Origin of the sequence: Janthinobacterium sp. TB1-E2 (assembly GCF_036885605.1) — a bacterium.
GTDB classification, from domain to species: Bacteria; Pseudomonadota; Gammaproteobacteria; order Burkholderiales; family Burkholderiaceae_D; genus Janthinobacterium; species Janthinobacterium aestuarii.
In genome coordinates this window covers 4842513-4867738 of the sequence record NZ_CP142523.1, presented here as the reverse complement: position 1 = coordinate 4867738, position 25226 = coordinate 4842513, and the positions used below count along the sequence as shown (strand labels likewise).

The following is a 25226-nucleotide window of genomic DNA, read 5'->3' as shown; positions in this document are numbered from 1 at the left end:
AACACGCTACACACAATTACATCAAAAGCCGTTTTTTCACTTAACCCGCATCCACCGGAGGAGACCCGACATGCAAACCTGGACCCAACTTTATACACCGCTCGGCAGCTTGTGGCTGTCGTCGCTGGCGGCAGCCATCCCCATCATTTTCTTCTTCATCGCCCTGGCGGCGCTGCGCATCAAGGGACATGTGGCGGCCGCCGTCACCCTGGCGCTGGCGCTGGCCGTCGCCATCTTCGCGTATGGCATGCCCGTGCCGCAGGCGCTGGCGGCGGCCGGCTACGGTTTTGCGTACGGCTTGTGGCCGATCGCCTGGATCATCGTCACGGCCGTCTTCCTGTACAAGATCGTCGTGAAAACAGGGCAGATCGACATCATCCGCGCGTCCGTGCTGTCCGTCACGGACGACCAGCGCCTGCAGGTGCTGTTGATCGGCTTTGCCTTCGGCGCTTTTCTGGAAGGGGCGGCCGGCTTCGGCGCGCCCGTGGCGATTACCTCGGCCTTACTGGTTGGCCTGGGCTTCAATCCGCTGTATGCGGCGGGCCTGTGCCTGATCGCCAACACGGCGCCCGTGGCCTTCGGCGCCATGGGCATCCCCATCATCGTGGCGGGGCAGGTGACGGGCATCGACCCGTTCCTGATCGGCGCCATGGCGGGCCGCCAGTTGCCGCTGCTGTCGCTGCTGGTGCCGTTCTGGCTGGTCTTCATGATGGATGGATTCCGCGGCGTGCGCGAAGTGTGGCCAGCCGCGCTGGTGACGGGTTTGAGCTTTGCCGTCACCCAGTATTTCACGTCGAACCATATCGGCCCTGAACTGCCGGACATCACCTCGGCCCTCGTCAGCCTGGTGTCGCTGACCCTGTTCCTGAAAGTGTGGCAGCCGAAGAATGCGAAAGTGGCGCATGCCGTCGGCGGCGGCACGGCAGCGCTGTCCGGCTTTGGCGGTGCGGGCGGTGCTGCGGCCGTGCGCGGCGGTGGCAACCGCGCCGCCTCGCCCTACACGATGGCGCAGACCATGCGCGCCTGGGCGCCGTTCGGCCTGTTGACGGCCATCGTCACCGTGTGGAGCCTGCCCGGCTTCAAGGCACTGTTTGCCGCCGGCGGCGCGTTGTCCAGCCTGGTCATCAAGATCCACGTGCCTTACCTCGACAAGCTGGTGATGAAGACCATGCCCATCGTGGCCGAGCCGAAGGCGTATGACGCCGTGTTCAAGCTCGATCTGCTGTCGGCCGTGGGCACGGCGATCTTGCTGACGGCCGTGCTGTCGATGCTGATGCTGCGTATGAAGCCGCGCGATGGTCTGAAGGCGTTCGTGGAAACGATCGTGGAGTTGCGCCGTCCCGTGCTGTCGATCGGCCTGGTGCTGGCGTTTGCCTTCGTTGCCAACTACTCGGGCATGTCGTCCACACTGGCCCTGCTGCTGGCCGGCAGCGGCGCCGCCTTCCCGTTCTTCTCGCCGTTCCTGGGCTGGCTGGGCGTCTTCCTGACGGGGTCCGACACGTCGTCGAACGCCTTGTTCTGCTCCCTGCAAAACACGACGGCGCACCAGATCGGCGTGTCCGACACCCTGATGGTGGCGGCCAATACGACGGGCGGCGTGACGGCGAAGATGATCTCGCCCCAGTCGATCGCCGTCGCCTGCGCGGCGACTGGCCTGGTGGGCAAGGAATCGGACCTGTTCCGCTTTACCTTGAAGCACAGCCTGTTGTTTGCCGTCATCATCGGCATCATCACCATGCTGCAGGCCTACGTCTTCACCGGCATGATCCCGCATTGAGCGGTCCGTAGAAGTACGTAGTAAAACTAGATGAAATGACAGTAAAACGTGCAGACGGTCATGGAAATGACCTGATGCACTGCAGCATATCGAGGATGGCCCGGCGCAATGCCGGGTCCGCAGCGATGCCCTCGGCATCGAGACCCGACCCCAGCAGGGGCAAGCTGATGCAGGCGTCGTCGATCAGGCGCGCCGACATGGTGACTACCGTTTCGCGCAGGGCCGCCTGCGCATGCGTGGCGCGCGGCGAGGCGTTCAGCAGCACCAGCGGCTTGTCGATGAACGATTCATTTCCCACCATCCAGTCCAGCGCGTTTTTCATGGGGCCGCTCACGCCGTGCGCGTATTCGGGGCTGGCCAGCATCAGCACGTCGGTCGCCAGGATGGCGTCGCGCAGACCGGTCACGGCCGGCAGGCTGTCGGCATTGAGGTCGGGATTGAACAGCGGTAACTCACCGAGTCCCGAATAGATGCGGATGTCGAATGGCGGTGGCGCAAGCCCGGCGATGGCGCGCAGCAGGGCGGTGTTCAGCGAGGCAGCGCGCAGGCTGCCGGCGATGGCGAGAATGGTAATGGGCGTGTGCATCCCGCCTGTATAGCCCATCCTGTGCTCAAGCGCAAGGCGAGCAGGATGGCGCTATCGATGTTGCAACAGCCGGTGAGCGACTGGGGACTGCGGTAATACTGCGGCAATATTAACGGCTCAGACCGCTCATCCAGCTTGGCTGCGGATTGGCACGGGCCAGTTCGCGCATGCGGTATTCCAGATCGTAACGGTCGGTCGATTCGGCCAGGTACGCTTCTTCGTAAGCGCGTTCGCGGCGGTCGCTGCTTTGGTTCAGCCAGGCGCCAACGCGTTTGGCGGCGTGGACCAGGGTGGCGACGATATTGCTGTTTTGCGTGGTGTGGTAAGTAAATGCGGTAGACATGGCAGACTCCTTATGTGGCGTGCCGCGTTGTGCTGCACTGCAATATAAGTATAGCGATTCCAAGTTATAAGGCTAATTTTGATTTCAAATGTCGGCTATTCATTTTTAGAATAACAGGCGGGAAAGCTGCGCAATACGGGGCTTTAAGGCATAATGCGGGCGCAGTATCGTAGTTTTACTACAAGACTGTTTTGTCCTGAATGTTGTTTTCAGACGCAGCCCGCAGGCGTGCCGCGCCTACAAGACATCATTTTGGCGAGAAACGGTCGGCCGTGCGCCTGCCGCGCGCAAGCAGCGCAATGCCTGCCCCTGTTTTGCTGATGGCAGTCATGGCCCACGCTGATATCTGCGTGGCGCTTGCGCGTCCTGGTGCTGCCCGGGTGGAAACGCTTCCATGCCAGGCAAGATCAACTTGGAATTGAAAAATGGAGAAGGTATGGAATACGTAAAGCAAGGCCAGGGCGTACCGTCCGCACAGGCCGGCACGCAAAACAATACAGGCGCCCTGATCATTGTCACGGTGCTGTTTTTCATGTGGGGACTGCTGACATCGCTCAATGATGTGCTGATTCCCCATCTGCGCTCGATCTACACCCTGACGTATGTGCAGGCGATGCTGGTGCAGTTCTGCTTCTTTGGCGCCTACGCCATCGTTTCGCTGCCCGCCGGCATGCTGATCAAGAAGATCGGCTACCAGCGCGGCGTCGTCGCCGGCCTGCTGATCGCGGCCGCCGGCTGCGCCATGTTCTACCCGGCGTCGACCGGCAGCTATGCGCTGTTCCTGTTGTCCTTCTTCATCCTGGCGGCCGGCATCACCGTGCTGCAGGTGGCGGCCAACCCGTACGTGACGGAACTGGGCGACCCGCAGACGGCGTCGAGCCGTTTGACCCTGACGCAAGCGTTCAACGCGCTGGGCACCACGGTGGCGCCTGCGCTGGGCGGCATGCTGATCTTGTCGGGCACCGTGCTGACGGTGCAGCAGTTCGACCTGCTGCCGGCGGCCGAGCAACTGGCTTACCGCGCCAAGGAAGCGGCCTCCGTGCAAGGCCCGTACCTGGTGCTGGCCGCTACTCTGGTAATCCTGGCCGTGCTGTTCGCGCTGGCAAAATTGCCGAAGATTTCGCATGCCGACGATGCCGCCGCCCTGGCGCACGATGGCCACAAGGTCTCGATCTGGTCGCACCGCCACCTGGTGCTGGGCGCGCTGGCCATCTTCCTGTACGTGGGCGGTGAAGTCAGCATCGGCAGCTTCCTGATCAACTTCCTGGGCGAGAGCCATATCGCTGGCCTCAGCCACGCCGATGCCGCCTATTTCGTCAGCTATTACTGGGGTGGCGCCATGCTGGGCCGCTTCGTCGGCTTCGCCGTGATGCGCTATGTCAGCCCGGGCAAGACCCTGGCCTTCAACGCCGCCGTCGTCATCGCGCTGATCCTCGTTGCCGTGTTCTCCAGCGGTCACACAGCCATGTGGGCCTTGATCGCCGTCGGCCTGTTCAACTCCATCATGTTCCCGACCATCTTCAGCATGGCCCTGAACAAGCTGGGCGCGCAAACGGGACAAGGTTCGGGCATCCTCTGCATGGCTATCGTCGGCGGCGCCATCGTGCCGTTCATCCAGGGCTTCCTGGCCGACCACATCAACCTGCAACTGTCCTTCCTCGTGCCGGCCCTGTGCTACACCTTCATTCTGTACTTCGGCTGGAAGTACGCCAGCATGTACAACGACAGCGCCAAGTAAGCAAGGTGGCGTGATCAAGCAAAAGGGTGGCCTCGGCCACCCTTTTTTACGTCAATGCGCGAACGGCGTGCCCAGCACGTCCTGGCATACCTCGAGCCAGGCGCGCGCCGCGTGCGACAGATAGCGCCCGCTCCAGATATGCGCCACCTGCCACGCCACCTCCGGCTCGACGATGCGCACGGCCTCCAGCGGTTCGCCAGCCAGGCGGTGGATGAACGGCTCGGGCAGCAGGGCCACGCCCAGGCCCGCCGAGGCCATCGCCACCAGCCAGTCCCATTGCCCGCTCTGGGCCGCGATGGTCGGCGCGAAGCCCGCTTGCGCGAAATGCTGGCGCAGGCTGCGCGTGAGGGCGAAATCATCCTTTAACAGCACCAGCGGCAAATCGGCCAGCGCCTTGAAGGGCAGGGTCGTGCGGTTTTTCTGGAACGTGCCCGGCTCGGCCAGGGCCCAGATCGGATAGTTGGCCACTTCCACGGCCACGAGATCGAGTTCCGGGTCGGCCGGCAGCACCGTCATGCCGATTTCCAGCTCGCCGGCCGCCACCTGGCGTTCGATCTGCTGGCCCGTGTCTTCCTGCAGCGTCAGGCTGATGTGCGGGTGACGCGCACGGAAGGCCTTTAATACAGGTGTGAACAGCACATTGATCATGGGCGGGATACCGACCGTCAGGCTGCCGCGCTGCAAGGCCTGGGTGTCGCGCACTTCCAGGGTCAGCTGGCGCATGTTCGCCAGCATTTCCTGGCCATGCTGGTAGACGATGCGGCCCGTGTCCGTCAGGGTCAGCTTGCGCCCGTCGCGCACCAGCAGCTGGGCGCCCACTTCATCTTCCAGCTGGCGCACCATCTTGCTGATGGTCGACTGGGTCAGATGCAGCGATTCGGCCGCCTGCGTAAAGCTCGACAGACGCACGGTTTCGACGAAATAGCGCAGGGAACGGATATCCACGAGGGTGCTCGGCATTGGCAAGGCATGAAAATATCGACTGGATGTGGCGAAATTAATTCATGCCATGCATGTGACCGCGATTTTATACTGATTCCACTTATGGGGCTGGTGTATGACAGCCATCCAGTTTGAGAATAGTAAGAAGATCAGGAGCATCAGATGTACGAGGACCGTATCCGCCACCCAGGCTTGCTCGGCAAAATCATGAGCGCCGATGAGGCAGCCAAATTGTTCCACAACGGAATGCGTGTCGGCATGAGCGGTTTTACCCGTGCCGGCGACGCCAAAGCCCTGCCGCGCGCGCTGGCCGAGCGCGCCCTGCAAGATCCATTAAGCCTGACCCTGATCACGGGCGCTTCGCTGGGCAATGGCAGCGACGGCTTGATGGCCGAGGCGGGCGTGCTGGCGCGCCGCATGCCGTTCCAGGTCGACCCGGTCTTGCGCGGCAAGATCAACAACGGCGAAGTCATGTTCATCGACCAGCATCTGTCGGAAACGGCCGAGCAGTTGCGCTCCGGCAACCTGGCCGCCGTCGATATCGCCGTCATCGAAGCCACGGCCATCACGGCGGCCGGCGCCATCATTCCGACCATGTCGGTGGGTAACTCCGCCGCCTTTGCCCAGCAAGCCACGCAAGTGATCATCGAGATCAACCTGTCTACGCCGCTGGCGCTGGAAGGCTTGCACGACATCTATATACCGCACACCTTGCCGGGCCGCGAGCCGATTCCCCTCACGCGCGTGGACCAGCGCCTGGGCAGCACGGCCATCGCCATCGACCCGGCCCGCATTGCCGCCATCGTCATCACGGACAGCCCCGACAGCCCGTCGAACGCCTTGCCGCCCGATGCGGAAACGCAGGCGATCGCCGGCCACGTGATCGCCTTCCTGCAGGGCGAAGTGGCGGCCGGGCGCATGGGGCCGGAATTGCTGCCGCTGCAGGCGGGCATCGGCACCATCGCCAACGCCGTGCTGCATGGCCTGATCGGCTCGCCTTTCCGCAACATGACGATGTATTCGGAAGTGCTGCAGGACAGCGCCATCGAGCTGCTCGATTCGGGCCAGCTGGCGTTTGCCTCGGCCTCGTCGATCACCCTGTCGGCCGCCGTGCACCAAAAGCTGATGGACAATATCGACCATTACCGCTCGAAGATCGTGCTGCGCCCGCAAGAGATCAGCAACCATCCCGAGATCGTGCGCCGCCTGGGCATCATCGCGCTGAACACGGCGCTCGAGTTCGATATCTACGGCAACGTCAATTCCACGCACGTGTGCGGCACGCACATGATGAACGGCATCGGCGGCTCGGGCGACTTTGCGCGCAATGGGCAAGTGTCGATGTTCGTGTCGAAATCGGCGGCCAAGGGCGGACGCATTTCCAGCGTCGTGCCGATGGTCTCGCATGTGGACCATACGGAGCATGACGTCGACGTGCTGGTGACGGAGTGGGGTTTTGCGGACTTGCGCGGCCTGGCGCCGCGTGAAAGGGCACCGTTGATCATCGAGCGCTGCACACATCCCGATTACCGCGCGCAGCTGCGTGCCTATTATGACGCGGCATGCCAGCGCGGCGGCCACACGCCACACATCCTGCAAGAGGCGCTGTCGTGGCATGTGCGCTACCAGGAAACGCAGAGCATGCTGGCAGCGCAGTAAGCTTCGCCAGCATCAAGACAGGGCAGGGCGGTGCGGCACCGCGCTGCCTTTTTACTTTCCTCAGTACATATGCAGCGCCTTGGCGCCCAAACCCAGCAGGGCAAACGTGGTGGTGGCCTGTATGCCCATGAACCACAGGAAGTGGGTGTGCATGTGCTTGCGGATGTCGCCCAGTTCCGTGCGCAGGGCGTGGCAGTCGCCGCGCAAGTCGCCGCAAAATTGCGTCAGGTCGGCACGCAGCAGCTGTGATTCGTTGTGCAATTCCGTGCGTACCTTATCGAGGCCTTCGCCAAGACGCTGTTCCAGGGTCTTGAACCATAGCCGGTCATGTTCCCGGTCCGTTTCCAGTTTTGTCAGGCGCGCTTCCATGCGTACAGCATTGTTCGCGCTTTGCTGTTTGTCAAGCCGGTCCGTGGAATAGGCTTCGTTCATCTCGCACTCCTTCGCGCAAGCCGCGCTGCATCGGCGCAGGCGGCTTCACTCCACTGTCCGCCTTTTCCGTCCGCCTGGTTTGCGCTGGATCAAACGTCAGGAAGGCGGTGCAAAGCGCAGGCGGATGCCTGTCGTGACGACGGCGAGCAAGTCGTCGATATGCGTGTTCATTTCCGGGTGCGGCGTCCATGGGTCGCCCGCATCCATGACGATGCGCAGCGACACGAGGCCGTGCAGCGATTGCCAGAAGATTTGCGTCATCGTGTGCAGCGCCGGCTCGTCCTGGCGTACCTGGCCCGCCTGCGCCAGCTCGCCGAACAGGTGCAGCGCGTAGGCATACGGGTCTTGTTCGATATTGCCGTGTTCGACGTCGACGGCGTCGACTTCCGCGTGCGGGCGCAGCTCCATGAAGATCAGCGAGTACTCGTCGGGATGCTGGAAGCCGTATTCGATGTAGGCGCGGCCGACCAGGCTGATGCGTTCCCATGGGTCAGTGCTGGTGTCGCAGGCCGTGCGCATGGCGCGCACCAGTTCCAGCAAGTCCTTGTCCATGGCCTGGGCGATCAGGGTGGCCTTGTCGCGGAACAGGGCGTACACGACGGTGGTGGAAAAGCCGGCCGCCTCGGCCACCTTGCGGATGGAGACGGCGCGCGCGCCGCCCTTCTTGATGAGGTCTTTGACGACGTCGATGATGTGCTCGCGCCGCGCCTGCGCCTCGCGTAATTTTCTTTCCTGAATATTGGTCAGCTTCTTGTCCACGACTCTTTCCTGGCGACTCTATGAAAGCAGGAATTATAGGGGGACGAGGGGCTGCCAATGTTTCCGGCATTGTTACAATTCAGTTTTTTGTCCGGTAGATGCGACAGTGGACCGATTTTTCGCGCTTTTGCCCGGCGCTTTTCCATCGATGCCCCGGAATGGTGCATAAATCACCGGACCAGGCTTTGCGAACGGGGCCAAAGGGCGGAAAATAGCGGGATAGCTTACACTGCGTTTTTTAGCGCGACGGCGGTGGCCCACGAGGCAGCGCCGGAACACTTACATTCGGACGGGATCATTACATGACCATTAAAATCAGCCAGAACTTCGACTCGGGCGCCATCGACGTGGTGAGCGCCACCAGCGCCGGCGCCATCGACTTGAACTTGCGCAAGGATAGCCACGCCGACATCCACCAGTGGTTCCACTTCCGCCTGCAGGGCGCGCGCGGCCAGGCATGCACGATGCGCTTCCTGAACGCGGGCCAGGCCACCTATCCGGCCGGCTATGAAGACTACCAGGCCGTGGCCAGCTACGACAGCGAAAACTGGTTTCGCGTGCCGACGGCGTTCGACGGCCAGGTCATGACGATCTCGCACACGCCTGAACTCGACAGCGTGTACTACGCCTACTTCGAGCCGTATTCGTGGGAGCGCCATTTGCGCCTGCTGGGCGAAGTGGCCGAGCATCCGCTGGCGCGCGTGTCCGACCTGGGCAGCACGGTCGATGGCCGCGACATGAACATGGTCACCATCGGCAATCCGCAGGCGGAAAAGAAGATCTGGGTCATCGCGCGCCAGCATCCGGGCGAATCGATGGCCGAATGGTTCGTCGAAGGCTTGATCGACTCGCTGCTCGACGACGCTAACCCGATCGCGCGCAAATTGCTGCAGCGCGCCGTGTTCCACATTGTGCCGAACATGAACCCGGACGGCTCCATCCGCGGCAACCTGCGCACGAATGCGGCCGGTGCCAACCTGAACCGCGAATGGATGACGCCTTCGCTGGAATCGAGCCCGGAAGTGCTGTGCGTGAAAAACAAGATCCACGAAACGGGCGTCGACATGTTCTTCGACATCCACGGCGATGAAGCGCTGCCGTACAACTTTGTGGCCGGCAATGAAATGCTGGAAAACTTCACGCCCGCCCAGGCGGCGCACCAGAAGGCCTTCATCGAGCGCTACAAGCAGGCCAGCCCCGACTTCCAGGACAAGTTCGGCTATGCGGCCAGCAAGTACAAGTCCGACATGCTGACCCTGGCGTCGAAATACATCGGCCACCACTTCGGCTGCCTGGCGCTGACCCTGGAAATGCCGTTCAAGGAAAACGCCGACTTGCCGGATCCAAGCGTGGGCTGGAATGGCGCGCGCAGCGCGGCACTGGGCGCGGCCATGCTGCAGCCTATCCTGCTGTCGCTCGATTGAACGGCGTTGATCATGGGCGTCGAGATCGAGCGTAAATTCCTGCTGGCCGGCGATGCCTGGCGCGGCCTGGGGCAGGCGGTGCTGCTGCGCCAGGGCTATCTGTCGTCCGCGCGCGAGCGCGTGGTGCGCGTGCGCATCGAGGGCGAACAGGCGATGCTGACCATCAAGGGCGCCAACGTGGGCGCCACGCGCGGCGAGTGGGAATATCCGATTCCGCTGGCCGACGCGGCCGAACTGCTCGACGGCCTGTGCGAGCAGCCGCTGATCGAAAAGGTTCGCCACCGCATCGAACACGCGGGCATGGTATGGGAAGTCGACGAGTTCCTCGGCGCCAATGCGGGCCTGCTGGTGGCCGAGATCGAACTGGCTTCGGAAGACCAGCCCTTCGACAAGCCGGACTGGATCGGCGCGGAAGTGTCGGGCGACGCGCGCTATTACAACGCGAATCTGATCCGCCACCCGTTTTCACAGTGGTGATGGCGCGTTAAGCGTGGCTTGAAATGCAAAAAGGCGGAACCGAGGTTCCGCCTTTTTTATGCGCCAACGCTGTTGTCGGATTACGCCGTGCCGGCTAATCCGACCTACGGCCCATACCGGCAGCGTAGGTCGGATTAGCGCGCAGCGCGTAATCCGACAACACCGTTACAGCATCAGTGGAAATGCTCTGTGCCTTGTGGCGTATCTTCGGGCATCTCCGCATGCGCCAGTTCGCCGACCGGGTCGGCAAACAGGGGCGCGCCGCAATCGTCGCAGTATTCACCGACAAAGCGTTCCGCGTGGCGCTTGATCTGCGTCACGCCAGCGGCGTTCAGGTGCTCGATGATTTCATCGACCGGTGTCTTTTGCTTGTCCAGCGCGGCGATGCCGACCTGGATCAGGCCTTCGATCGGCGTGCCATCCTCGTCTTCCTGGCCGTACAAAGGCCAGACGATGCCATAGATGACGTCCGGCGCCTGGCGCAGGGTGAAGGCGATGCGGTACTCGTCCACCTGGCCGTCGGCCGCTTCCTCGCCGAAGCCGGCGATGACGGCGCGCAGTTCCGACGGCTCGATGGCCAAGGTATGCGTCAGGTAGTGCACGGCGGCGCGTACGGAGACGGGGCGTATCAGCTTGTCCGCTTCGCGGCAGGCCACGTAATACGCCTCCGGCAGCAGCAATTCCAGGCCGCAGCCGGGCAGCAGGCGGGCGAATGTCGGCGTCGCCTGCGTGCGCCATTGCTCCAGGGCGGCGCTGCGTTCGGCGATGAAGTCGAGCTGGCTCGAAGGCGTCTGCCAGCGGAACAGCGGCGCGCCGGCAGGGGCCACCACGGCCACCAGCAGGTAGCGCGTGTCGGCCAGGAAGGGCGCCGTTTCCGCTTCTTTGCCCGAGGGCTTGACGGCCGTGCCTTTCAGCGCGGCCAGGGCAAGCTTTTGCGTCTTGGCATAGGTTTCGACATGGCTGCGCGGCAACTGGTCGATCGAGTACAGCGTTGGCGCCATGGCCATCTTCGTGCCGTCGGCCAGCAGGTGGGCGGCGAAATGCGCCGACAGCACACCGTGCGCGTCGCCGGCCATGGGGCCGGAAGCGATGGAAAAGCGCGTCCACGCGAGGATGGGCACGGCGACGAGCAGGGCGTCGTAGCGCACGTCTTCATGCGTGATGACGGTCGATTCGCTGACGGCTTCAACGCAGTCCATCAGCACGTCATAGGCGTTCAAGTCATCCTTGAACAGGCTGCCCAGGGTGTTGTCGATGGTGTCCTGGTGGCCGGTTTTGAGTAATTTCTGGAGCTGCGTATCCAGGCTGTGTTCCCAGGACCGCTCTTCGAGACGGCTGGCTGCCTGTACGATCGCCTGGGCAAAGGTGACCAGGCGCTGGCTGTCGGCAGTCAGTTTATGGGATGAATCTTTGGAAGGACGACGCATAGCGGGATAAGAGTCTCGGAAAGTGAAAAAAATGGATCAGTCAAACAATGATAAACCCTTATAACCGTATTGTAGAGGATTCAGCCGCACGCAATACGTAAGCTGTCCTTAGATCATGCCAATAGTCGAAATTTCAAGTCGGAACGGGATGCAGGGACGAAAAAAAGCGCCGGTCGAAACCGGCGCTTTGATCTTGCATCACAGCTGGGCTGATTACTCGGCCAGCAGTTGACGCAGCACGAATGGCAGGATACCGCCATGCTTGTAGTAATCGACTTCGATTGGCGTATCGATGCGCAGCAGGACTTTGACTTCCTGGCTGGAGCCGTCGGCGCGGTGGATCACCAGGGTAGCCAGTTGCTGTGGCTTGATTTCGCCTTCGAGGCCTTTCAGGTCGAAGGTTTCCTTGCCGGTGATGCCCAGGGTTTGCACGCTGTCGTCGCCGATGAATTGCAGCGGCAACACGCCCATGCCCACCAGGTTCGAGCGGTGGATACGCTCGAACGAACGGGTGATCACGGCTTTCACGCCCAGCAGTTGCGTACCTTTGGCTGCCCAGTCGCGCGACGAGCCCGTACCGTACTCTTCGCCGCCGAAGACCATGGTTGGCGTGCCTTCAGCAACATATTTCATCGCTGCGTCGTAGATCGACATTTCTTCGCCGGAAGGCTGGTGGATCGTGATGCCGCCTTCGACCGCCGAACCGTCCGCCTTGGCAGGGATCATGCGGTTTTTGATACGCACGTTGGCGAACGTGCCGCGCATCATGATTTCATGGTTGCCGCGACGCGAGCCGTAGGAGTTGAAGTCCGCTTTCAGGACGCCGTTTTCCTTCAGCCATTTGCCTGCAGGGCCGTTTTCCTGGATCGAGCCGGCTGGCGAGATGTGGTCGGTGGTGATGGAATCGCCGAACACGCCCAGTGCGCGCGCGCCTTCGATGCCGGTGGCCACGGCCGCTGGCGTCATCGAGAAGTTGTCGAAGAACGGTGGTTCCGCGATGTAGGTCGATTTCGGCCAGTTGTAGACTTGACCGGACACGGTCGTGACTTTTTCCCACAGCTTGCCTGGCGCGCCCTTGACGTCCGCGTAGTTGTCCTTGAACACCTTGGCGTTCATGGCGAACTTCATCATGGCCGATACTTCAGCCGAGGTCGGCCAGATGTCGCCCAGGTAGACGTCCTTGCCGCCCTTGCCCTTGCCGACCGGTTCCGTCATCAGGTCGCGCGTCATGTTGCCGGCGATGGCGTAAGCGACGACCAGCGGTGGCGAAGCGAGGAAGTTCGAGCGGATGTTCGGGTGAATACGCGCTTCGAAGTTGCGGTTGCCCGACAGCACGGCCGACGCGACGATGTCGTGCGTGGCAATCGCTGCGTTCAGCTCGGGCGTCAGGTCGCCCGCATTGCCGATACAGGTGGTGCAGCCGTAGGCGGTCACGCCGAAGCCCAGTTTTTCCAGGTATGGCAGCAGGCCGGCAGCGGTCAGGTACTCGGTCACGACGCGCGAACCAGGAGCCAGCGAAGTCTTGATGTGCGGAGCGACTTTCAGGCCGGCTTCGACGGCTTTCTTGGCCAGCAGGCCGGCAGCCAGCATCACGCTCGGGTTCGAGGTGTTGGTGCACGAGGTGATCGCGGCGATCAGCACGTCGCCGTTCGACACTTTCACGCCGTTCGTCGTTTCGTACACGGCAGCCAGGTCGGCCGGGTTCTTGTTGAAGCCGTTTTCCGTGGTTGGCTTGGCGAACAGCTCGGCGAAGTTCGCCTTGACGTTGCCGATTTCGATACGGTCTTGCGGGCGTTTCGGGCCAGCCAGCGACGGAGCGACCGATGCCAGGTCCAGTTCCACCACGCGGGTGTAGTCGATCTCGCCGGCTTTTGGCACGCCGAACAGGTTTTGCGCCTTGAAGTAGCCTTCGAACGCGGCGATTTCAGCCTTGCTGCGGCCGGTGCCCTTGAAATAATCGATGGTCGCTTCGTCGACCGGGAAGAAGCCCATGGTCGCGCCGTATTCCGGTGCCATGTTGGCGATCGTCGCGCGGTCGGTCAGGGTCAGCGATTCGGTGCCTTCGCCGAAGAATTCGACGAACTTGCCGACGACTTTTTCTTTGCGCAGCAGTTCGGTGATGGTCAGTACCAGGTCGGTGGCGGTGCAGCCTTCGCGCAATGCGCCCGACAGGTTCACGCCGATGACGTCTGGCGTCAGGAAGTAGACCGGTTGGCCCAGCATGCCGGCTTCCGCCTCGATGCCGCCCACGCCCCAGCCGACCACACCGATGCCGTTGATCATGGTGGTGTGCGAGTCGGTGCCGACCAGGGTGTCAGGGTAGTACACGTCGCCGGCTTTCTTGCCTGCGTGGTGCACGCCGCGCGCCAGGTATTCCAGGTTGACCTGGTGGACGATGCCGAAGCCTGGTGGCACGACGCCGAAGGTGTCGAATGCCTGCATGCCCCATTTCATGAACTGGTAACGCTCGTTGTTACGCGAGAATTCCAGTTTCATGTTCAGGTCCAGCGCTTTCTTTTCGCGGTAGTGATCGATGGTCACCGAGTGGTCGACCACCAGGTCGACCGGTACCAGCGGTTCGATCTTCTTGGCGTTGATGCCCATCTTGGCGGCCACGTTGCGCATTGCTGCCAGGTCGGCCAGCAGCGGTACGCCGGTGAAGTCTTGCAGCACGACGCGCGCCACTACGAACGGGATCTCGTCGGTGCGCTCGGCGGTCGGGCCCCAGCTCGCCAATTGCTTGACGTGTTCTTCGGTGACTTTTTTGCCGTCGCAGTTGCGCAATACCGATTCGAGCACGATACGAATCGACACTGGCAGGCGGGAGACATTGATGCCCAGGCTTTTTTCCAGCGCAGGCAGGGAGTACAGCTTGCCCTTCTTGCTATCCGAAATATTAAAGTCCTTGAGCGTGTTCAGAGTGTTGCGGGACATGACCTCTCCTTGTTGGGTATCGTCTATTTATTGATTATTCAAATTACAAAACATGACTGAGCCCCCGAAGAGGCCCTTGCTACGCACATCAGCCGCCGGCGGCCGGCAGCACGCCCAGCGATGGCGCGGCTTCCACCACTGCCGCCGGCTTGGCTTGCTCCGCATCCTTGCATTCATTGGCCAGCTGGCGGCCCTGCTTGGAATCGAGCAGCATGCCTTTGGCCGGGATGCCGATCCACACGAGGCCGTACAGACGGTTCTCGAAGCGGTTGGCGCCGGTGGTGGTGCCAACGCGGCTCAGGCGGTGCAGGCGCTTCTTCCAGCGCAGGGCGATGTGTTTGTCGTCAGTAGCATTGGTGTAGATGGTAATTTTGTTACCAAGTTCACAATTGAAATCGGTGGAAGCCGAGCCTGCGGTGTCCGGCTCATCGGATTCTTCCTTGTCGGCGACCGACATGGCGAGCGGATGGGCTTCCTTGGCGGCTGCCTTGGCCTTGCTGGTCTTGGCCTTTGGCTTGGCCTTGACAGCCTTGACGGCCTTGGGATTTGCCTCTGCCGTGGCGGCGAAGCTGGCTGGCGCCAGCGTGAGGGTCATGGCGCCCAGCGCGACGCTGCAGGCAATTGCTAATTTGGAGAGGGACATCGTGTAATTCCTGTCAGTTTTCAGTGGTGCTGGAAGAGGGGGTGTTGAGTAATGCAGCGGCCGCCTCGGGCAGGCCGAGGCCCGCCAGTTTGGCGCGTTGCAAAACGGTCCAATAATATCGGTAGCTGGCGCGGTCGTGCAAGCGGCCATTTTGTGCAATCGGTCCCCAGTTGGCGCGCAGCGCCTCGTTGAGGATGTTGCTCGCTTCGTTGACTTCGGACAGGCGCGGCGTAAAGGCCTTGATGATGGGCTTGATCTGGTCCGGGTGGATGCTCCACATGCGCGTGTAGCCGAACTCGGCTGTCGCGCGCTGGGCGTCATTCGCCACCACGGCCGAATCGCGCACGTCCGTCGTCACGTTGTGCGACGCCACCTTGCCGTGCGCGTGGCAGGCGGCCGCCACTTCCAGCTTGGCGCGCACCACCAGCGGGTGCGTGAACTGGCCCGGCGTGCGCATGGCGGCGGCGGGAATGGCGCCGTAGTGGGCCGACACGAAATCCATGATGCCGAAGGACAGGCATTCGACCTGGGGCAGGGCTGCGATCGCGTAGGCGTCGCGCAGCGCGCCATGCGTTTCGATCAGGATGTGCACGGGCAGGTTGTCGCGGCCGGCGCGGCGCGCGTGCAGGTTGATCAGGTCGATGGCCAGCATGGCATCCTGCACGCCAGCCACCTTGGGCACGGCGATATAGGCCAGGCGGGACGCGGCGCTGCAGATGATTTCCACGTCGCGCGCGAAAAACGGGCTGTCGACGTCGTGCACGCGCACGCCGATACGGTTGAACTGGTTTTCGCCGCTGGCCAGCAGGCCGGCGATCATCAGCGCGTGGGCTTCTTCGTTGCCGGCGCTGGCGCCGTCTTCGCAGTCGAACGTGATGTCGAACAGGGGGCCAAGCTCTTGTTGCAAAGCAATCGATTTACGCATCAGCTTTTCAGAGCCGGCGTAGTGGTCGCAAGCGGCGAGCAACAGCGGCTGGCGTTTGCCTTGGAATAAAACCTCGGAAGGGTGCATGCTTAAGGCATTTCTGCAGGTAAAGACTACTTGATAAAACAGCCGCGCCGCGACATGCGCGGGGCGGCCTTCTTTGGCGGGCGGCGCATTGCCGCGCCGCCAAAACTGGACTTAGGCCAGCAGGTGTTTCACGCCTTCGCGCTCTTCGGTCAGTTCCTTCAGGGTCAGGTTGATGCGCTCTTGCGAGAATGCATCGATTTCCAGACCTTGAACGATGGTGTACTCACCGTTGTCGGTGGTGACCGGGAAGCCGAACACGGTGCCTTCAGGGATGCCATACGAGCCATCCGAAGGAACGCCCATGGTGGTCCACTTGCCGGCCGTGCCCAGCATCCAGTCATGGATGTGGTCGATGGCGGCGTTCGCTGCCGACGCTGCCGACGACAGGCCGCGCGCTTCGATGATGGCCGCGCCGCGCTTGCCGACGGTAGGCAGGAACACGTTGGCGTTCCATTCCTGGTCGTTGATCAGGTCTTTGACAGCCTTGCCGTTCACGGTGGCGAAGCGGTAGTCGGCGTACATCGTAGGCGAGTGGTTGCCCCAGACGGTCAGCTTCTCGATGTCTTTCACGGCGGTGCCGGTCTTGGCAGCGACTTGCGACAGCGCGCGGTTGTGGTCCAGGCGCAGCATGGCGGTGAAGTTTTTCGCTGGCAGCGATGGTGCCGATTTCATGGCGATGTAGGCGTTGGTGTTGGCAGGGTTGCCGACCACCAGTACTTTGACATTGCGCGAAGCGACGGCGTCGAGCGCCTTGCCTTGTACCGTGAAGATCTGGGCGTTCGCTTCCAGCAGGTCCTTGCGTTCCATGCCTGGGCCGCGTGGACGCGCGCCAACCAGGACGGCCACATCGACATCCTTGAATGCGGTCAGCGGATCGGAGTGGGCGGTCATTTCCGTCAGCAGCGGGAAGGCGCAGTCGTCGATTTCCATCATCACGCCCTTGAGCGCCTTCTGGGCTTTTTCGTCCGGGATTTCAAGCAGTTGCAAGATGACAGGCTGGTCTTTGCCGAGCATGTCGCCATTGGCGATGCGGAACAACAGGGCGTAGCCGATCTGGCCGGCGGCGCCGGTCACTGCAACACGCATTGGGGTTTTAGCCATGATGAATCTCCAAAAATGGGAAAGAAAACGGGCTTGAAGCTGGGCTTACGCTTATCCGGAAAAACTGTAATGATACCAAAACCGGCCCGCGCCACCGAATTGCTGGTGTACGCTGCCGTCACGCTTGTGCTGCACGAGGCCAGAGTGGCTGGCCGACAACATAAAACGCTGGCTCACAAGTTTTATCGAGGGCAGTTTAGGCCTCTGATCCCTATCTGTCAATCATATCTTATGTCTTATATAAGACAGATAACTACGTCTGTTTTACTGGACGCGGGCAGTGATTTGTGTTGAAATGTCGGACTATGAATTCCGCCTCGTCCAATCTGACCAACAATGCCACTGCTGCAAGCGGGGCGGTCAGTCCGACCGCGGGCGCCCCGGCCACGCCTGCTGCCACTGCGGCCAGCACTCCTGTCGCCAGCGTCAATACCACTACCGCCGCCGTGTCCGCGCCTGCCGCGACCGCTTCTCCCACCTTCAGTCCCCTGTACCAGCAGATCAAGGCGCTCATCACGCAGAGCCTGCAATCGGGCGAATGGAAGCCGGGCGAGCTGATTCCCAGCGAAGTCGAACTGGCAGGCCGCTTCAAGGTCAGCCAGGGCACGGTGCGCAAGGCCATCGATGAACTGGCCGCCGAGAATCTCGTCATGCGCCGCCAGGGCAAGGGTACTTTCGTTTCCACCCACCATGAGGCGCGCGCGCATTTCCGCTTCCTGCGCCTGGTGCCGGACGAAGGCGTGCCGCATTATCCCGAAAGTAAGTTTATCGAAGTCAAGCGCGTGCGCGCGCCGGCCGACGTGGCGCGCCTGATGGACCTGAAGTCCGGCGACGCCGTCATCTTCATCAAGCGCGTGCAGTATTTCGACGGCGTGCCGACCATCGTCGAAGAGCTGTGGCTGCCCGGCCTGATCTTCAAGGGGCTCACGGCCGAGCGCCTGGTGGAATACAAGGGCCCCATGTACGGCCTGTTCGAAACGGAATTTGGCACGCGCATGATACGCGCGTCCGAACAGATCCGCGCCGTGTGTGCCGACGCGGGCGCCGCGCAATTGTTAAATATCGACCTCGGCACGCCCTTGCTCAGTTCCGAGCGCGTGTCGTTTACCTACGGCGACAAGCCGGTCGAACTGCGTCGGGGCTTGTACCTGACCAGTCGCCATCATTATCAGAATGAACTCAGCTGAAGCGGCGGGGCGCCTGCGGGCGTCCGAACAAGCAGCAAGGCTGAAGTGCATCGCTTGCAAGATGCCTGCCGCAAGGCGGGCAACGGAGACAACGGAAAGCGCAGAGACAGCATGGCCCGCCCCGGCGGGCCGTGTTTTGCCGGCGATTCTGTAATTAAATTACGTGAACTACGGAAAGTAGCGCGGTATTTTGTAGTAAAAAACCATTTTGGTTATATGTAACAATAGATATTGGTATGGGTTGCGAAAATCGGCGAAAATCGCGGCTTCAATATTTAGTTGAAATTCAAAGGGGAGGTTTTTGTTATGTCTGAAGCCGTAAGAGAAGTACCAAAAAAAGAACGGCCGCAATTCCGTAACATTCATGTTACCGAATTGTCGAACTACCGCATGGCTGTCGGCGCCATCGTCTCGATCCTGCATCGCATCAGCGGTTTCATCATTTTCGCCTTGCTGCCATGTATCCTGTACATGCTGGAACTGAGCCTGCGTTCCGAAATGTCCTACGCCTACTTCCAGGGCATCGCCTCGCACTGGTTCGTCAAGCTGATCACCCTGGGTCTGGTCTGGGCCTTCCTGCACCACTTCTGCGCCGGTATCCGTCACCTGTTCATGGATGTGCACGTTGCCATCGAAAAAGATTCGGCACGCAAGACCGCGTCGTCCGTGCTGGTCGTGAGCCTGGTGTTGACGGCCCTGGTCGCTTTGAAACTGTTTGGAGTATTTTAAACATGGCAGACAATAATATCGGACCGAAACGCCTCGTCGTCGGTGCCCATTACGGCTTGCGCGACTGGCTGGCGCAACGCGTTACCGCCATCGTCATGGTGGCCTATGTGGCCATCCTGCTTATTTCTTTCCTGACCGGTAGCAACTTCAGCTATGAAGGCTGGGCTGGTCTGTTCGCACAGCAGTGGTTTAAATTGTTCAGCCTGGTGACCTTCGTCGCCCTGTTCTACCACGCATGGGTCGGCGTACGCGACATCTGGATGGACTACGTGAAAAGCGCTGGCCTCCGTCTGACCCTGCAAATTGCCACCATGCTGTGGTTGATCGCTTGTGCCGGCTGGACGGTACAGATACTCTGGAGTGTGTAATCGTGGCAGCATATAAATCTGCAATCCCTACCCGCCGCTTTGATGCGGTTATCGTTGGCGCCGGCGGTTCCGGCATGCGCGCGTCGTTGCAGCTGGCTGAAGCCGGCCTGAACGTCGCAGTTCTGTCGAAAGTCTTCCCGACCCGCTCGCACACCGTTGCGGCGCAGGGCGGTATCGGCGCGTCGCTCGGCAACATGGCCGAAGACAACTGGTTCTGGCACATGTTCGACACCGTCAAGGGTGGCGACTATCTGGGCGACCAGGATGCCATCGAATTCATGTGCCGCGAAGCACCGAAGGTCGTGTACGAACTGGAACACTTCGGCATGCCATTCGACCGCAACCCTGACGGCACCATCTATCAGCGTCCATTCGGCGGCCACACGGCCCACTTCGGCGAAAAGCCGGTGCAGCGCGCTTGCGCGGCAGCCGACCGTACCGGTCACGCGCTGTTGCACACGCTGTACCAGCGCAACGTGCGTGCGCGTACGCACTTCTTCGTCGAATGGATGGCACTCGACCTGATCCGTGACGCCGAAGGCGACGTGATCGGTGTTGTCGCGCTGGAAATGGAAACCGGCGAATGTATGATCCTGGAAGCAAAAACGACGGTCATGGCAACGGGCGGCGCAGGCCGCATCTTCGCCGCGTCGACGAATGCGTTCATTAATACCGGCGACGGCATGGGCATGGCGGCACGCGCCGGCCTGCCGCTGCAGGACATGGAATTCTGGCAGTTCCACCCGACCGGCGTGGCCGGCGCGGGCGTATTGATCACCGAAGGCGTGCGCGGCGAAGGCGGCATCCTGATCAATAGCGAAGGCGAACGCTTCATGGAGCGCTATGCGCCGACCCTGAAGGATCTGGCGCCGCGCGACTTCGTCTCGCGTTCGATGGACCAGGAAATCAAGGAAGGCCGCGGCTGCGGTCCGAACAAGGACCACGTGATGCTGGACCTGCGCCATATCGGCGCCGACACCATCGCCAAGCGCCTGCCGTCGATCCTGGAAATCGGCCACAAGTTCGCCAACGTCGACGCGACCAAGGAACCGATTCCTGTCGTGCCGACGATTCACTACCAGATGGGCGGCATCCCGACGAACATCCACGGCCAGGTCGTCACCCCGACCGGTCCGGATAATTCGGCCAAGGTTGTCAACGGCCTGTACGCGATCGGCGAATGCGCCTGCGTGTCTGTGCACGGCGCCAACCGCCTGGGCACGAACTCGCTGCTCGACCTCGTGGTCTTCGGCCGCGCGGCCGGCAACCACATCGTCAACAGCGGCCTGAAAGCCAAGGAAAACAAGCCTTTGCCAGCCGATGCAGCCGAATTTGCCATGGGCCGCCTGGCGCGCCTGGAAAACTCGACCGGCACGGAAACCGTGCAGGGCGTGGCGAACGACATCCGCGCAACGATGCAGAAGTACTGCGGCGTGTTCCGTACCGACGAGATGCTGAACAAGGGCGTCGAAGAAATCATGAAGCTCGACGAGCGCCGCAAGCACGTCTCCTTCAAGGATAAATCGATGGTCTTCAACACGGCCCGCGTGGAAGCGCTGGAGCTGGACAACCTGATCGAAACGGCGAAAGCGACCATCGTTTCGGCGGCAGCGCGCAAGGAATCGCGCGGCGCCCACGCCCAGGACGACCATCCGCAACGTGACGACGACAACTGGATGAAGCACACTCTGTGGTATTCGGAAGGCAACCGACTGGAATACAAGCCAGTCGTGACCAAGCCGCTGACGGTTGATACCTTCAAACCGAAACCACGTACTTTCTAAGGCTATACCATGGCACGCACTCTTAAATTCAAAATCTACCGCTACGATCCTGACCAGGATGCCAAGCCGTACATGCAAGACCTGACGGTCGAACTGAAAGACACCGACAAGATGCTGCTCGACGCACTGCAGCGCATCAAGGCGGACGTCGATGACTCGCTGGCCCTGCGCCGCTCGTGCCGCGAAGGCGTGTGCGGTTCGGACGCGATGAACATCAACGGCAAGAACGGCCTGGCATGCACGACCAACCTGAACGAACTGTCGGAGCCTATCGTACTGCGTCCGTTGCCAGGTTTGCCGGTCATCCGCGACCTGATCGTCGACATGACGCAATTTTTCAAGCAGTACGATTCGATCAAGCCTTTCCTGATCAACGATTCGATCCCGCCTGAAAAAGAACGCCTGCAATCGCCGGAACAGCGCGAAGAACTCGATGGCCTGTACGAGTGCATCCTGTGCGCATGCTGCTCCACGTCGTGCCCGTCGTTCTGGTGGAATCCGGATAAATTCGTCGGCCCGGCCGGCCTGCTGCAAGCCTACCGCTTCATCGCCGATTCGCGCGACGAAGCCACTGGCGCGCGTCTGGACAACCTGGAAGACCCGTACCGCCTGTTCCGCTGCCATTCGATCATGAACTGTGTCGACGTCTGCCCGAAAGGGTTGAACCCGAACAAGGCGATCGGCAAGATCAAGGAATTGATGGTCCGCCGCGCGATCTGATCCCCCTGATCGCATCCGCCGGGCACCGTTTGCGGGAAGAGGGTATCCTCTCTTGCCTGCAGGCGGCGCCTGCAAAGCAGCACCGTGCCGCAAGGCACACGTAAAGTGGTAAACCAAATGACAGAATCAATTTTGTCCTCGCATCAGGCCGACCCGGCCAACCGCGCCCGCCTGCGCTGGCGTTCACGCCGTGGCCTGCTGGAAAACGATATTATCCTGACCCGTTTTCTCGATGCGTATGAAACCGAATTGACCGATGAAGAAGTTGACGCGCTGACGCGTTTGCTGGATTTATCGGACAATGCGTTAATGGATCTGGTACTGGCCCGTAAAGAGCCGGAAGGCGAAGTCGATCTGCCGCATGTGCGCGCACTGCTGCAACGACTGCGCATTGCCTAGACGCCTGGGCGATATATTGCAAACGGTGCGAGTGGCGCGCTGTAGCACTGCCGAGTGCGGTGCGAATTGCAGCCAGAATTTTTGATTTTAATTTCGACTCACTCCCGAGAAGGAAGAGCCCATGAATATCTCTGACACAAAAGCTACCCTGTCGTTCTCCGATGGCAGCCCATCGCTTGAATTTCCAATCTACAAAGGCACGGTTGGCCCGGACGTCATCGACATCCGCAAACTGTACGCCGGTAGCGGCAAGTTCACCTACGACCCAGGCTTTATGTCGACGGCCGCCTGCAACTCGTCGATCACCTACATCGACGGCGACAAGGGCGAGCTGCTGTACCGTGGTTACCCGATCGAACAGTTGGCCGTCAACGCCGACTTCATGGAATCGTGCTACCTGCTGCTGAACGGCGAACTGCCGAACGCGGCGCAAAAAGCCAAGTTCGTCGACACCGTCACCAAGCACACGATGGTGCACGAACAGATGCAATTCTTCTTCCGTGGCTTCCGCCGCGACGCGCATCCGATGTCGGTCCTGGTGGGCACCGTCGGCGCGCTGGCATCGTTCTACCATGACTCGCTGGATATCAACGACCCGCGTCACCGCGAAGTGTCGGCCATCCGCCTGATCGCCAAGATGCCAACCCTGGTCGCCATGACCTACAAGTACTCGGTCGGCCAGCCGTTCGTGTACCCACGCAACGACCTGTCGTACAGCGCCAACTTCATGCACATGATGTTCGCCAACCCGTGCGAAGAGTACAAGGTCAACGACGTGCTGGTGCGCGCCCTGGACCGCATCCTGATCCTGCACGCGGACCACGAGCAAAACGCATCGACATCGACCGTCCGTCTGGCCGGTTCGTCGGGCGCCAACCCGTTCGCCTGTATCGCTGCCGGTATCGCCTGCCTGTGGGGCCCTGCCCACGGCGGCGCCAACGAAGCGGCACTGAACATGCTGAAAGAAATCGGCACCGTCGAGAACATCCCTGCCTTCATCGCGCAAGTCAAGGACAAGAACTCCGGCGTCAAGCTGATGGGCTTTGGCCACCGCGTGTACAAGAACTTCGATCCACGCGCCAAGCTGATGCGTGAAACCTGCTACGAAGTGCTGCAAGAACTGGGTCTGCAAGACGACCCGCTGTTCAAGCTGGCGATGGAACTGGAAAAGATTGCACTGAACGACGAGTACTTCGTGTCGCGCAAACTGTACCCGAACGTCGACTTCTATTCGGGCATCGTGCAATCGGCGCTGGGCATCCCTGTGTCGCTGTTCACCGGTATCTTCGCCATGGCCCGTACGATCGGCTGGATCGCCCAATGGAACGAAATGATCGCCGACCCAGAGCAAAAAATCGGCCGTCCGCGCCAGCTGTTCGTCGGTTCGACCACGCGTGAAGTACTGCCACTGGACAAGCGTTAATCCAGAGCGGTATCTAGCGAACAAAAAAACGGGCTTCGGCCCGTTTTTTTATGCCGGGCTGTTATGCTCGGGCCCTGGTTCAACAGGAAACACAACGCGATGAATGAAGAAACCTGCGCCCCCGGCGGCGTGGCCCTTGGCGATACGGCATTCGGCTATACCTTGTCGCTGATCGGCGGCAAGTACAAGATGCTGATCCTGTATGCGCTGGCGGAAAACACGGTGCTGCGGCATAACGAACTCAAGCGCCATCTCGGCGGCATCGCCTTCAAGACCCTCAGCGTCGTGCTGAAGGAGCTGGAAGCGGACGCGCTGATCGTGCGCAAGGAATATCCGCAAGTGCCTCCCAAGGTGGAATATTCGCTCTCAAGCAAGGGCGCCTCGCTGATCCCCGTGCTGCACACTCTGTGCGAGTGGGGCGAGCGGCACCAGCCAGCCTGATCCTGATGTGCATGGCAAGGCGCTTTTCTACAGCTAAGTAACTTACTTTTTGTATGGTATGGGCAGTAAATGTGCGTACTTTTGAAAAGTACTCAGCATGGTTATGCTGTTTTTGCCTCTGCGGGCGCAACCACGCGCTACGGGGCAGGGTACCGGCTTGCCTGCTTTTCTGTGAACGCGGGGCCGGTGCATCCATCCCATTTCAGGAAAAACAGCATGTTGAAAACCCTCGTTATCGTCTTCCATCCCTCCATCGACACGTCGGTGGCCAACAAGCGCTGGCTGCAGGAGCTGGCGCAGTATCCCGACCGCTACACCATCCATGATGTGCACCAGGCTTACCCCGACGGCATCATCGACGTGGCGCGCGAGCAGGCGCTGGTGGAAGCGCACGCCAATGTGGTCTTGCAGTTCCCCGTGTACTGGTTCAACTGTCCGCCCTTGCTCAAGCAATGGCTCGACGAGGTACTGGCGTATGGCTGGGCCTACGGCACGGGCGGCGATGCCTTCAAGGGGAGAAAAGTGGCGCTGGCCGTGACGGCAGGCATCCGCCAGGAAGACTTCACGCCGGAAGGCAAGTGGAACGTCACCCTGGCGCAGCTGTTGGCGCCGTTCGATGTCACCCTGGCGTATATCGGCGCCGACAACCGCCGCTTCTTTGCCTTCTATGGCGCGGAAGACGGGCCGAAGGAGCCGGACTATGCCGGGCGGCTGGCACGCAGTGCGCAAGAGTATGAGCGCTTCCTGGCCGCGCTGTAAGGCAGCGGGTCCAGCCGCAGTTCAATGCTGCTTGCCGCTGGCGGCGATGGTGTGCGCTAACTGCGCCGCACCGGAACGGTTTCCAGGGTGCGGGCGCCGCGTGCAGGCATATTGTTCTTTATGTATTGAATGCTCTCCCGTCTTTCGACCAGGCGCGGCAAA

At 61.2% G+C, this 25226-nt stretch carries 24 protein-coding genes; 14 read left to right on the top strand and 10 right to left on the bottom strand.

The features are described 5' to 3' along the window. Positions 1-70: 70 nt before the first annotated feature. Entirely contained in the window at positions 71-1777 is a 1707-nt protein-coding gene (locus tag OPV09_RS21950) for a lactate permease LctP family transporter (protein WP_319992970.1), read from the top strand. Between the two features lie 58 nt (positions 1778-1835). Here OPV09_RS21950 and OPV09_RS21945 read toward each other — a convergent pair whose 3' ends face one another. Next, positions 1836-2363, bottom strand: coding sequence for an NADPH-dependent FMN reductase (locus OPV09_RS21945; RefSeq protein ID WP_338679367.1), 528 nt, complete (start codon positions 2361-2363; stop codon positions 1836-1838). Positions 2364-2472: 109 nt separating this feature from the next. After that, positions 2473-2706, bottom strand: coding sequence for a DUF3563 family protein (locus tag OPV09_RS21940; RefSeq protein ID WP_080698581.1), 234 nt, complete (start codon positions 2704-2706; stop codon positions 2473-2475). Positions 2707-3142: 436 nt separating this feature from the next. Here OPV09_RS21940 and fucP point away from each other — a divergent pair, with 436 nt between their 5' ends. Continuing rightward, positions 3143-4444, top strand: a complete 1302-nt coding sequence (gene fucP / locus OPV09_RS21935; protein ID WP_070301562.1) for an L-fucose:H+ symporter permease — start codon at positions 3143-3145, stop codon at positions 4442-4444. A 51-nt stretch (positions 4445-4495) separates the two neighbouring features. Here fucP and OPV09_RS21930 read toward each other — a convergent pair whose 3' ends face one another. Then, complete coding sequence (locus OPV09_RS21930; protein WP_083292533.1) at positions 4496-5389, bottom strand: LysR substrate-binding domain-containing protein; 894 nt, start codon at positions 5387-5389, stop codon at positions 4496-4498. Positions 5390-5548: 159 nt separating this feature from the next. Here OPV09_RS21930 and OPV09_RS21925 point away from each other — a divergent pair, with 159 nt between their 5' ends. After that, positions 5549-7045, top strand: coding sequence for an acetyl-CoA hydrolase/transferase family protein (locus OPV09_RS21925; RefSeq protein ID WP_338679366.1), 1497 nt, complete (start codon positions 5549-5551; stop codon positions 7043-7045). A 60-nt stretch (positions 7046-7105) separates the two neighbouring features. Here the strand turns inward: OPV09_RS21925 and OPV09_RS21920 are convergent, their stop codons facing one another. Beyond that, complete coding sequence (locus OPV09_RS21920) at positions 7106-7477, bottom strand: hypothetical protein (protein ID WP_338679365.1); 372 nt, start codon at positions 7475-7477, stop codon at positions 7106-7108. Positions 7478-7573: 96 nt separating this feature from the next. Further along, positions 7574-8236, bottom strand: coding sequence for a TetR/AcrR family transcriptional regulator (locus OPV09_RS21915; RefSeq protein ID WP_338679364.1), 663 nt, complete (start codon positions 8234-8236; stop codon positions 7574-7576). 302 nt (positions 8237-8538) lie between these two features. Between OPV09_RS21915 and OPV09_RS21910 the strand changes: the two genes are divergently transcribed. Both OPV09_RS21910 and OPV09_RS21905 read left to right on the top strand, forming a co-directional pair. Further along, positions 8539-9660 carry a M14 family metallopeptidase gene (locus tag OPV09_RS21910; protein ID WP_070301543.1) on the top strand — a complete coding sequence of 374 codons (1122 nt, stop codon included), beginning with the start codon at positions 8539-8541 and terminating at the stop codon, positions 9658-9660. Positions 9661-9672: 12 nt separating this feature from the next. Beyond that, positions 9673-10137, top strand: coding sequence for a CYTH domain-containing protein (locus tag OPV09_RS21905; RefSeq protein WP_092711278.1), 465 nt, complete (start codon positions 9673-9675; stop codon positions 10135-10137). Positions 10138-10310: 173 nt separating this feature from the next. On the opposite strand, the gene OPV09_RS21900 is transcribed toward OPV09_RS21905, so the two are convergent. The 5 genes from OPV09_RS21900 to OPV09_RS21880 all read right to left on the bottom strand — a co-directional run bounded on the left by OPV09_RS21900 (position 10311) and on the right by OPV09_RS21880 (position 17254). Further along, positions 10311-11564 carry a DUF2863 family protein gene (locus tag OPV09_RS21900; RefSeq protein WP_034752091.1) on the bottom strand — a complete coding sequence of 418 codons (1254 nt, stop codon included), beginning with the start codon at positions 11562-11564 and terminating at the stop codon, positions 10311-10313. A gap of 213 nt (positions 11565-11777) precedes the next feature. After that, positions 11778-14498, bottom strand: a complete 2721-nt coding sequence (acnA, locus tag OPV09_RS21895) for an aconitate hydratase AcnA (protein WP_034752089.1) — start codon at positions 14496-14498, stop codon at positions 11778-11780. 88 nt (positions 14499-14586) lie between these two features. Continuing rightward, the gene (locus OPV09_RS21890) at positions 14587-15141 is read right to left on the bottom strand and encodes a hypothetical protein (protein WP_070301541.1); all 555 of its coding nucleotides are present in this window, start codon (positions 15139-15141) and stop codon (positions 14587-14589) included. A gap of 13 nt (positions 15142-15154) precedes the next feature. Continuing rightward, entirely contained in the window at positions 15155-16153 is a 999-nt protein-coding gene (locus tag OPV09_RS21885) for an HpcH/HpaI aldolase/citrate lyase family protein (protein ID WP_034752086.1), read from the bottom strand. A gap of 111 nt (positions 16154-16264) precedes the next feature. Further along, the gene (locus OPV09_RS21880) at positions 16265-17254 is read right to left on the bottom strand and encodes a malate dehydrogenase (protein WP_034752084.1); all 990 of its coding nucleotides are present in this window, start codon (positions 17252-17254) and stop codon (positions 16265-16267) included. Between the two features lie 305 nt (positions 17255-17559). On the opposite strand from OPV09_RS21880, the gene OPV09_RS21875 reads away from it, so the two are divergent. The 9 genes from OPV09_RS21875 to OPV09_RS21835 all read left to right on the top strand — a co-directional run bounded on the left by OPV09_RS21875 (position 17560) and on the right by OPV09_RS21835 (position 25064). After that, a complete protein-coding gene (locus tag OPV09_RS21875; protein ID WP_338679362.1) occupies positions 17560-18441 on the top strand; it encodes a GntR family transcriptional regulator in 882 nt (293 codons plus the stop codon). Positions 18442-18747: 306 nt separating this feature from the next. Further along, positions 18748-19170, top strand: coding sequence for a succinate dehydrogenase, cytochrome b556 subunit (sdhC, locus tag OPV09_RS21870; protein WP_034752080.1), 423 nt, complete (start codon positions 18748-18750; stop codon positions 19168-19170). 2 nt (positions 19171-19172) lie between these two features. Next, positions 19173-19538: a succinate dehydrogenase, hydrophobic membrane anchor protein gene (gene sdhD, locus OPV09_RS21865; protein ID WP_034752078.1), complete on the top strand. Its 366-nt coding sequence runs from the start codon at positions 19173-19175 to the stop codon at positions 19536-19538. Between the two features lie 2 nt (positions 19539-19540). Next, positions 19541-21322 (top strand): succinate dehydrogenase flavoprotein subunit, encoded by a 1782-nt coding sequence (gene sdhA / locus OPV09_RS21860; RefSeq protein WP_035820761.1) that lies wholly within the window; start codon positions 19541-19543, stop codon positions 21320-21322. Between the two features lie 9 nt (positions 21323-21331). After that, complete coding sequence (locus tag OPV09_RS21855; protein ID WP_034752075.1) at positions 21332-22042, top strand: succinate dehydrogenase iron-sulfur subunit; 711 nt, start codon at positions 21332-21334, stop codon at positions 22040-22042. 117 nt (positions 22043-22159) lie between these two features. Beyond that, complete coding sequence (locus OPV09_RS21850) at positions 22160-22441, top strand: succinate dehydrogenase assembly factor 2 (protein ID WP_034752073.1); 282 nt, start codon at positions 22160-22162, stop codon at positions 22439-22441. Positions 22442-22562: 121 nt separating this feature from the next. Further along, positions 22563-23864, top strand: coding sequence for a citrate synthase (gene gltA, locus OPV09_RS21845; protein WP_034752071.1), 1302 nt, complete (start codon positions 22563-22565; stop codon positions 23862-23864). A gap of 99 nt (positions 23865-23963) precedes the next feature. Then, positions 23964-24305, top strand: a complete 342-nt coding sequence (locus tag OPV09_RS21840; RefSeq protein WP_338679361.1) for a helix-turn-helix domain-containing protein — start codon at positions 23964-23966, stop codon at positions 24303-24305. 216 nt (positions 24306-24521) lie between these two features. Then, the gene (locus tag OPV09_RS21835) at positions 24522-25064 is read left to right on the top strand and encodes an NAD(P)H-dependent oxidoreductase (RefSeq protein ID WP_338679360.1); all 543 of its coding nucleotides are present in this window, start codon (positions 24522-24524) and stop codon (positions 25062-25064) included. Positions 25065-25226: the final 162 nt, after the last annotated feature.

What these genes read in the sequence shown, in the direction of transcription:
- OPV09_RS21880 (WP_034752084.1), bottom strand. Translation starts at nt 17,254, where the DNA reads ATGGCTAAAACCCCAATGCGTGTTGCAGTGACCGGCGCCGCCGGCCAG.
- OPV09_RS21925 (WP_338679366.1), top strand. Translation starts at nt 5,549, where the DNA reads ATGTACGAGGACCGTATCCGCCACCCAGGCTTGCTCGGCAAAATCATG.
- OPV09_RS21835 (WP_338679360.1), top strand. Translation starts at nt 24,522, where the DNA reads ATGTTGAAAACCCTCGTTATCGTCTTCCATCCCTCCATCGACACGTCG.
- sdhC (WP_034752080.1), top strand. Translation starts at nt 18,748, where the DNA reads ATGTCTGAAGCCGTAAGAGAAGTACCAAAAAAAGAACGGCCGCAATTC.
- OPV09_RS21840 (WP_338679361.1), top strand. Translation starts at nt 23,964, where the DNA reads ATGAATGAAGAAACCTGCGCCCCCGGCGGCGTGGCCCTTGGCGATACG.
- gltA (WP_034752071.1), top strand. Translation starts at nt 22,563, where the DNA reads ATGAATATCTCTGACACAAAAGCTACCCTGTCGTTCTCCGATGGCAGC.
- OPV09_RS21950 (WP_319992970.1), top strand. Translation starts at nt 71, where the DNA reads ATGCAAACCTGGACCCAACTTTATACACCGCTCGGCAGCTTGTGGCTG.
- OPV09_RS21905 (WP_092711278.1), top strand. Translation starts at nt 9,673, where the DNA reads ATGGGCGTCGAGATCGAGCGTAAATTCCTGCTGGCCGGCGATGCCTGG.
- OPV09_RS21900 (WP_034752091.1), bottom strand. Translation starts at nt 11,564, where the DNA reads ATGCGTCGTCCTTCCAAAGATTCATCCCATAAACTGACTGCCGACAGC.
- OPV09_RS21890 (WP_070301541.1), bottom strand. Translation starts at nt 15,141, where the DNA reads ATGTCCCTCTCCAAATTAGCAATTGCCTGCAGCGTCGCGCTGGGCGCC.
- OPV09_RS21855 (WP_034752075.1), top strand. Translation starts at nt 21,332, where the DNA reads ATGGCACGCACTCTTAAATTCAAAATCTACCGCTACGATCCTGACCAG.
- OPV09_RS21920 (WP_338679365.1), bottom strand. Translation starts at nt 7,477, where the DNA reads ATGAACGAAGCCTATTCCACGGACCGGCTTGACAAACAGCAAAGCGCG.
- acnA (WP_034752089.1), bottom strand. Translation starts at nt 14,498, where the DNA reads ATGTCCCGCAACACTCTGAACACGCTCAAGGACTTTAATATTTCGGAT.
- OPV09_RS21885 (WP_034752086.1), bottom strand. Translation starts at nt 16,153, where the DNA reads ATGCACCCTTCCGAGGTTTTATTCCAAGGCAAACGCCAGCCGCTGTTG.
- fucP (WP_070301562.1), top strand. Translation starts at nt 3,143, where the DNA reads ATGGAATACGTAAAGCAAGGCCAGGGCGTACCGTCCGCACAGGCCGGC.
- OPV09_RS21875 (WP_338679362.1), top strand. Translation starts at nt 17,560, where the DNA reads ATGAATTCCGCCTCGTCCAATCTGACCAACAATGCCACTGCTGCAAGC.
- OPV09_RS21910 (WP_070301543.1), top strand. Translation starts at nt 8,539, where the DNA reads ATGACCATTAAAATCAGCCAGAACTTCGACTCGGGCGCCATCGACGTG.
- OPV09_RS21940 (WP_080698581.1), bottom strand. Translation starts at nt 2,706, where the DNA reads ATGTCTACCGCATTTACTTACCACACCACGCAAAACAGCAATATCGTC.
- OPV09_RS21850 (WP_034752073.1), top strand. Translation starts at nt 22,160, where the DNA reads ATGACAGAATCAATTTTGTCCTCGCATCAGGCCGACCCGGCCAACCGC.
- OPV09_RS21945 (WP_338679367.1), bottom strand. Translation starts at nt 2,363, where the DNA reads ATGCACACGCCCATTACCATTCTCGCCATCGCCGGCAGCCTGCGCGCT.
- sdhD (WP_034752078.1), top strand. Translation starts at nt 19,173, where the DNA reads ATGGCAGACAATAATATCGGACCGAAACGCCTCGTCGTCGGTGCCCAT.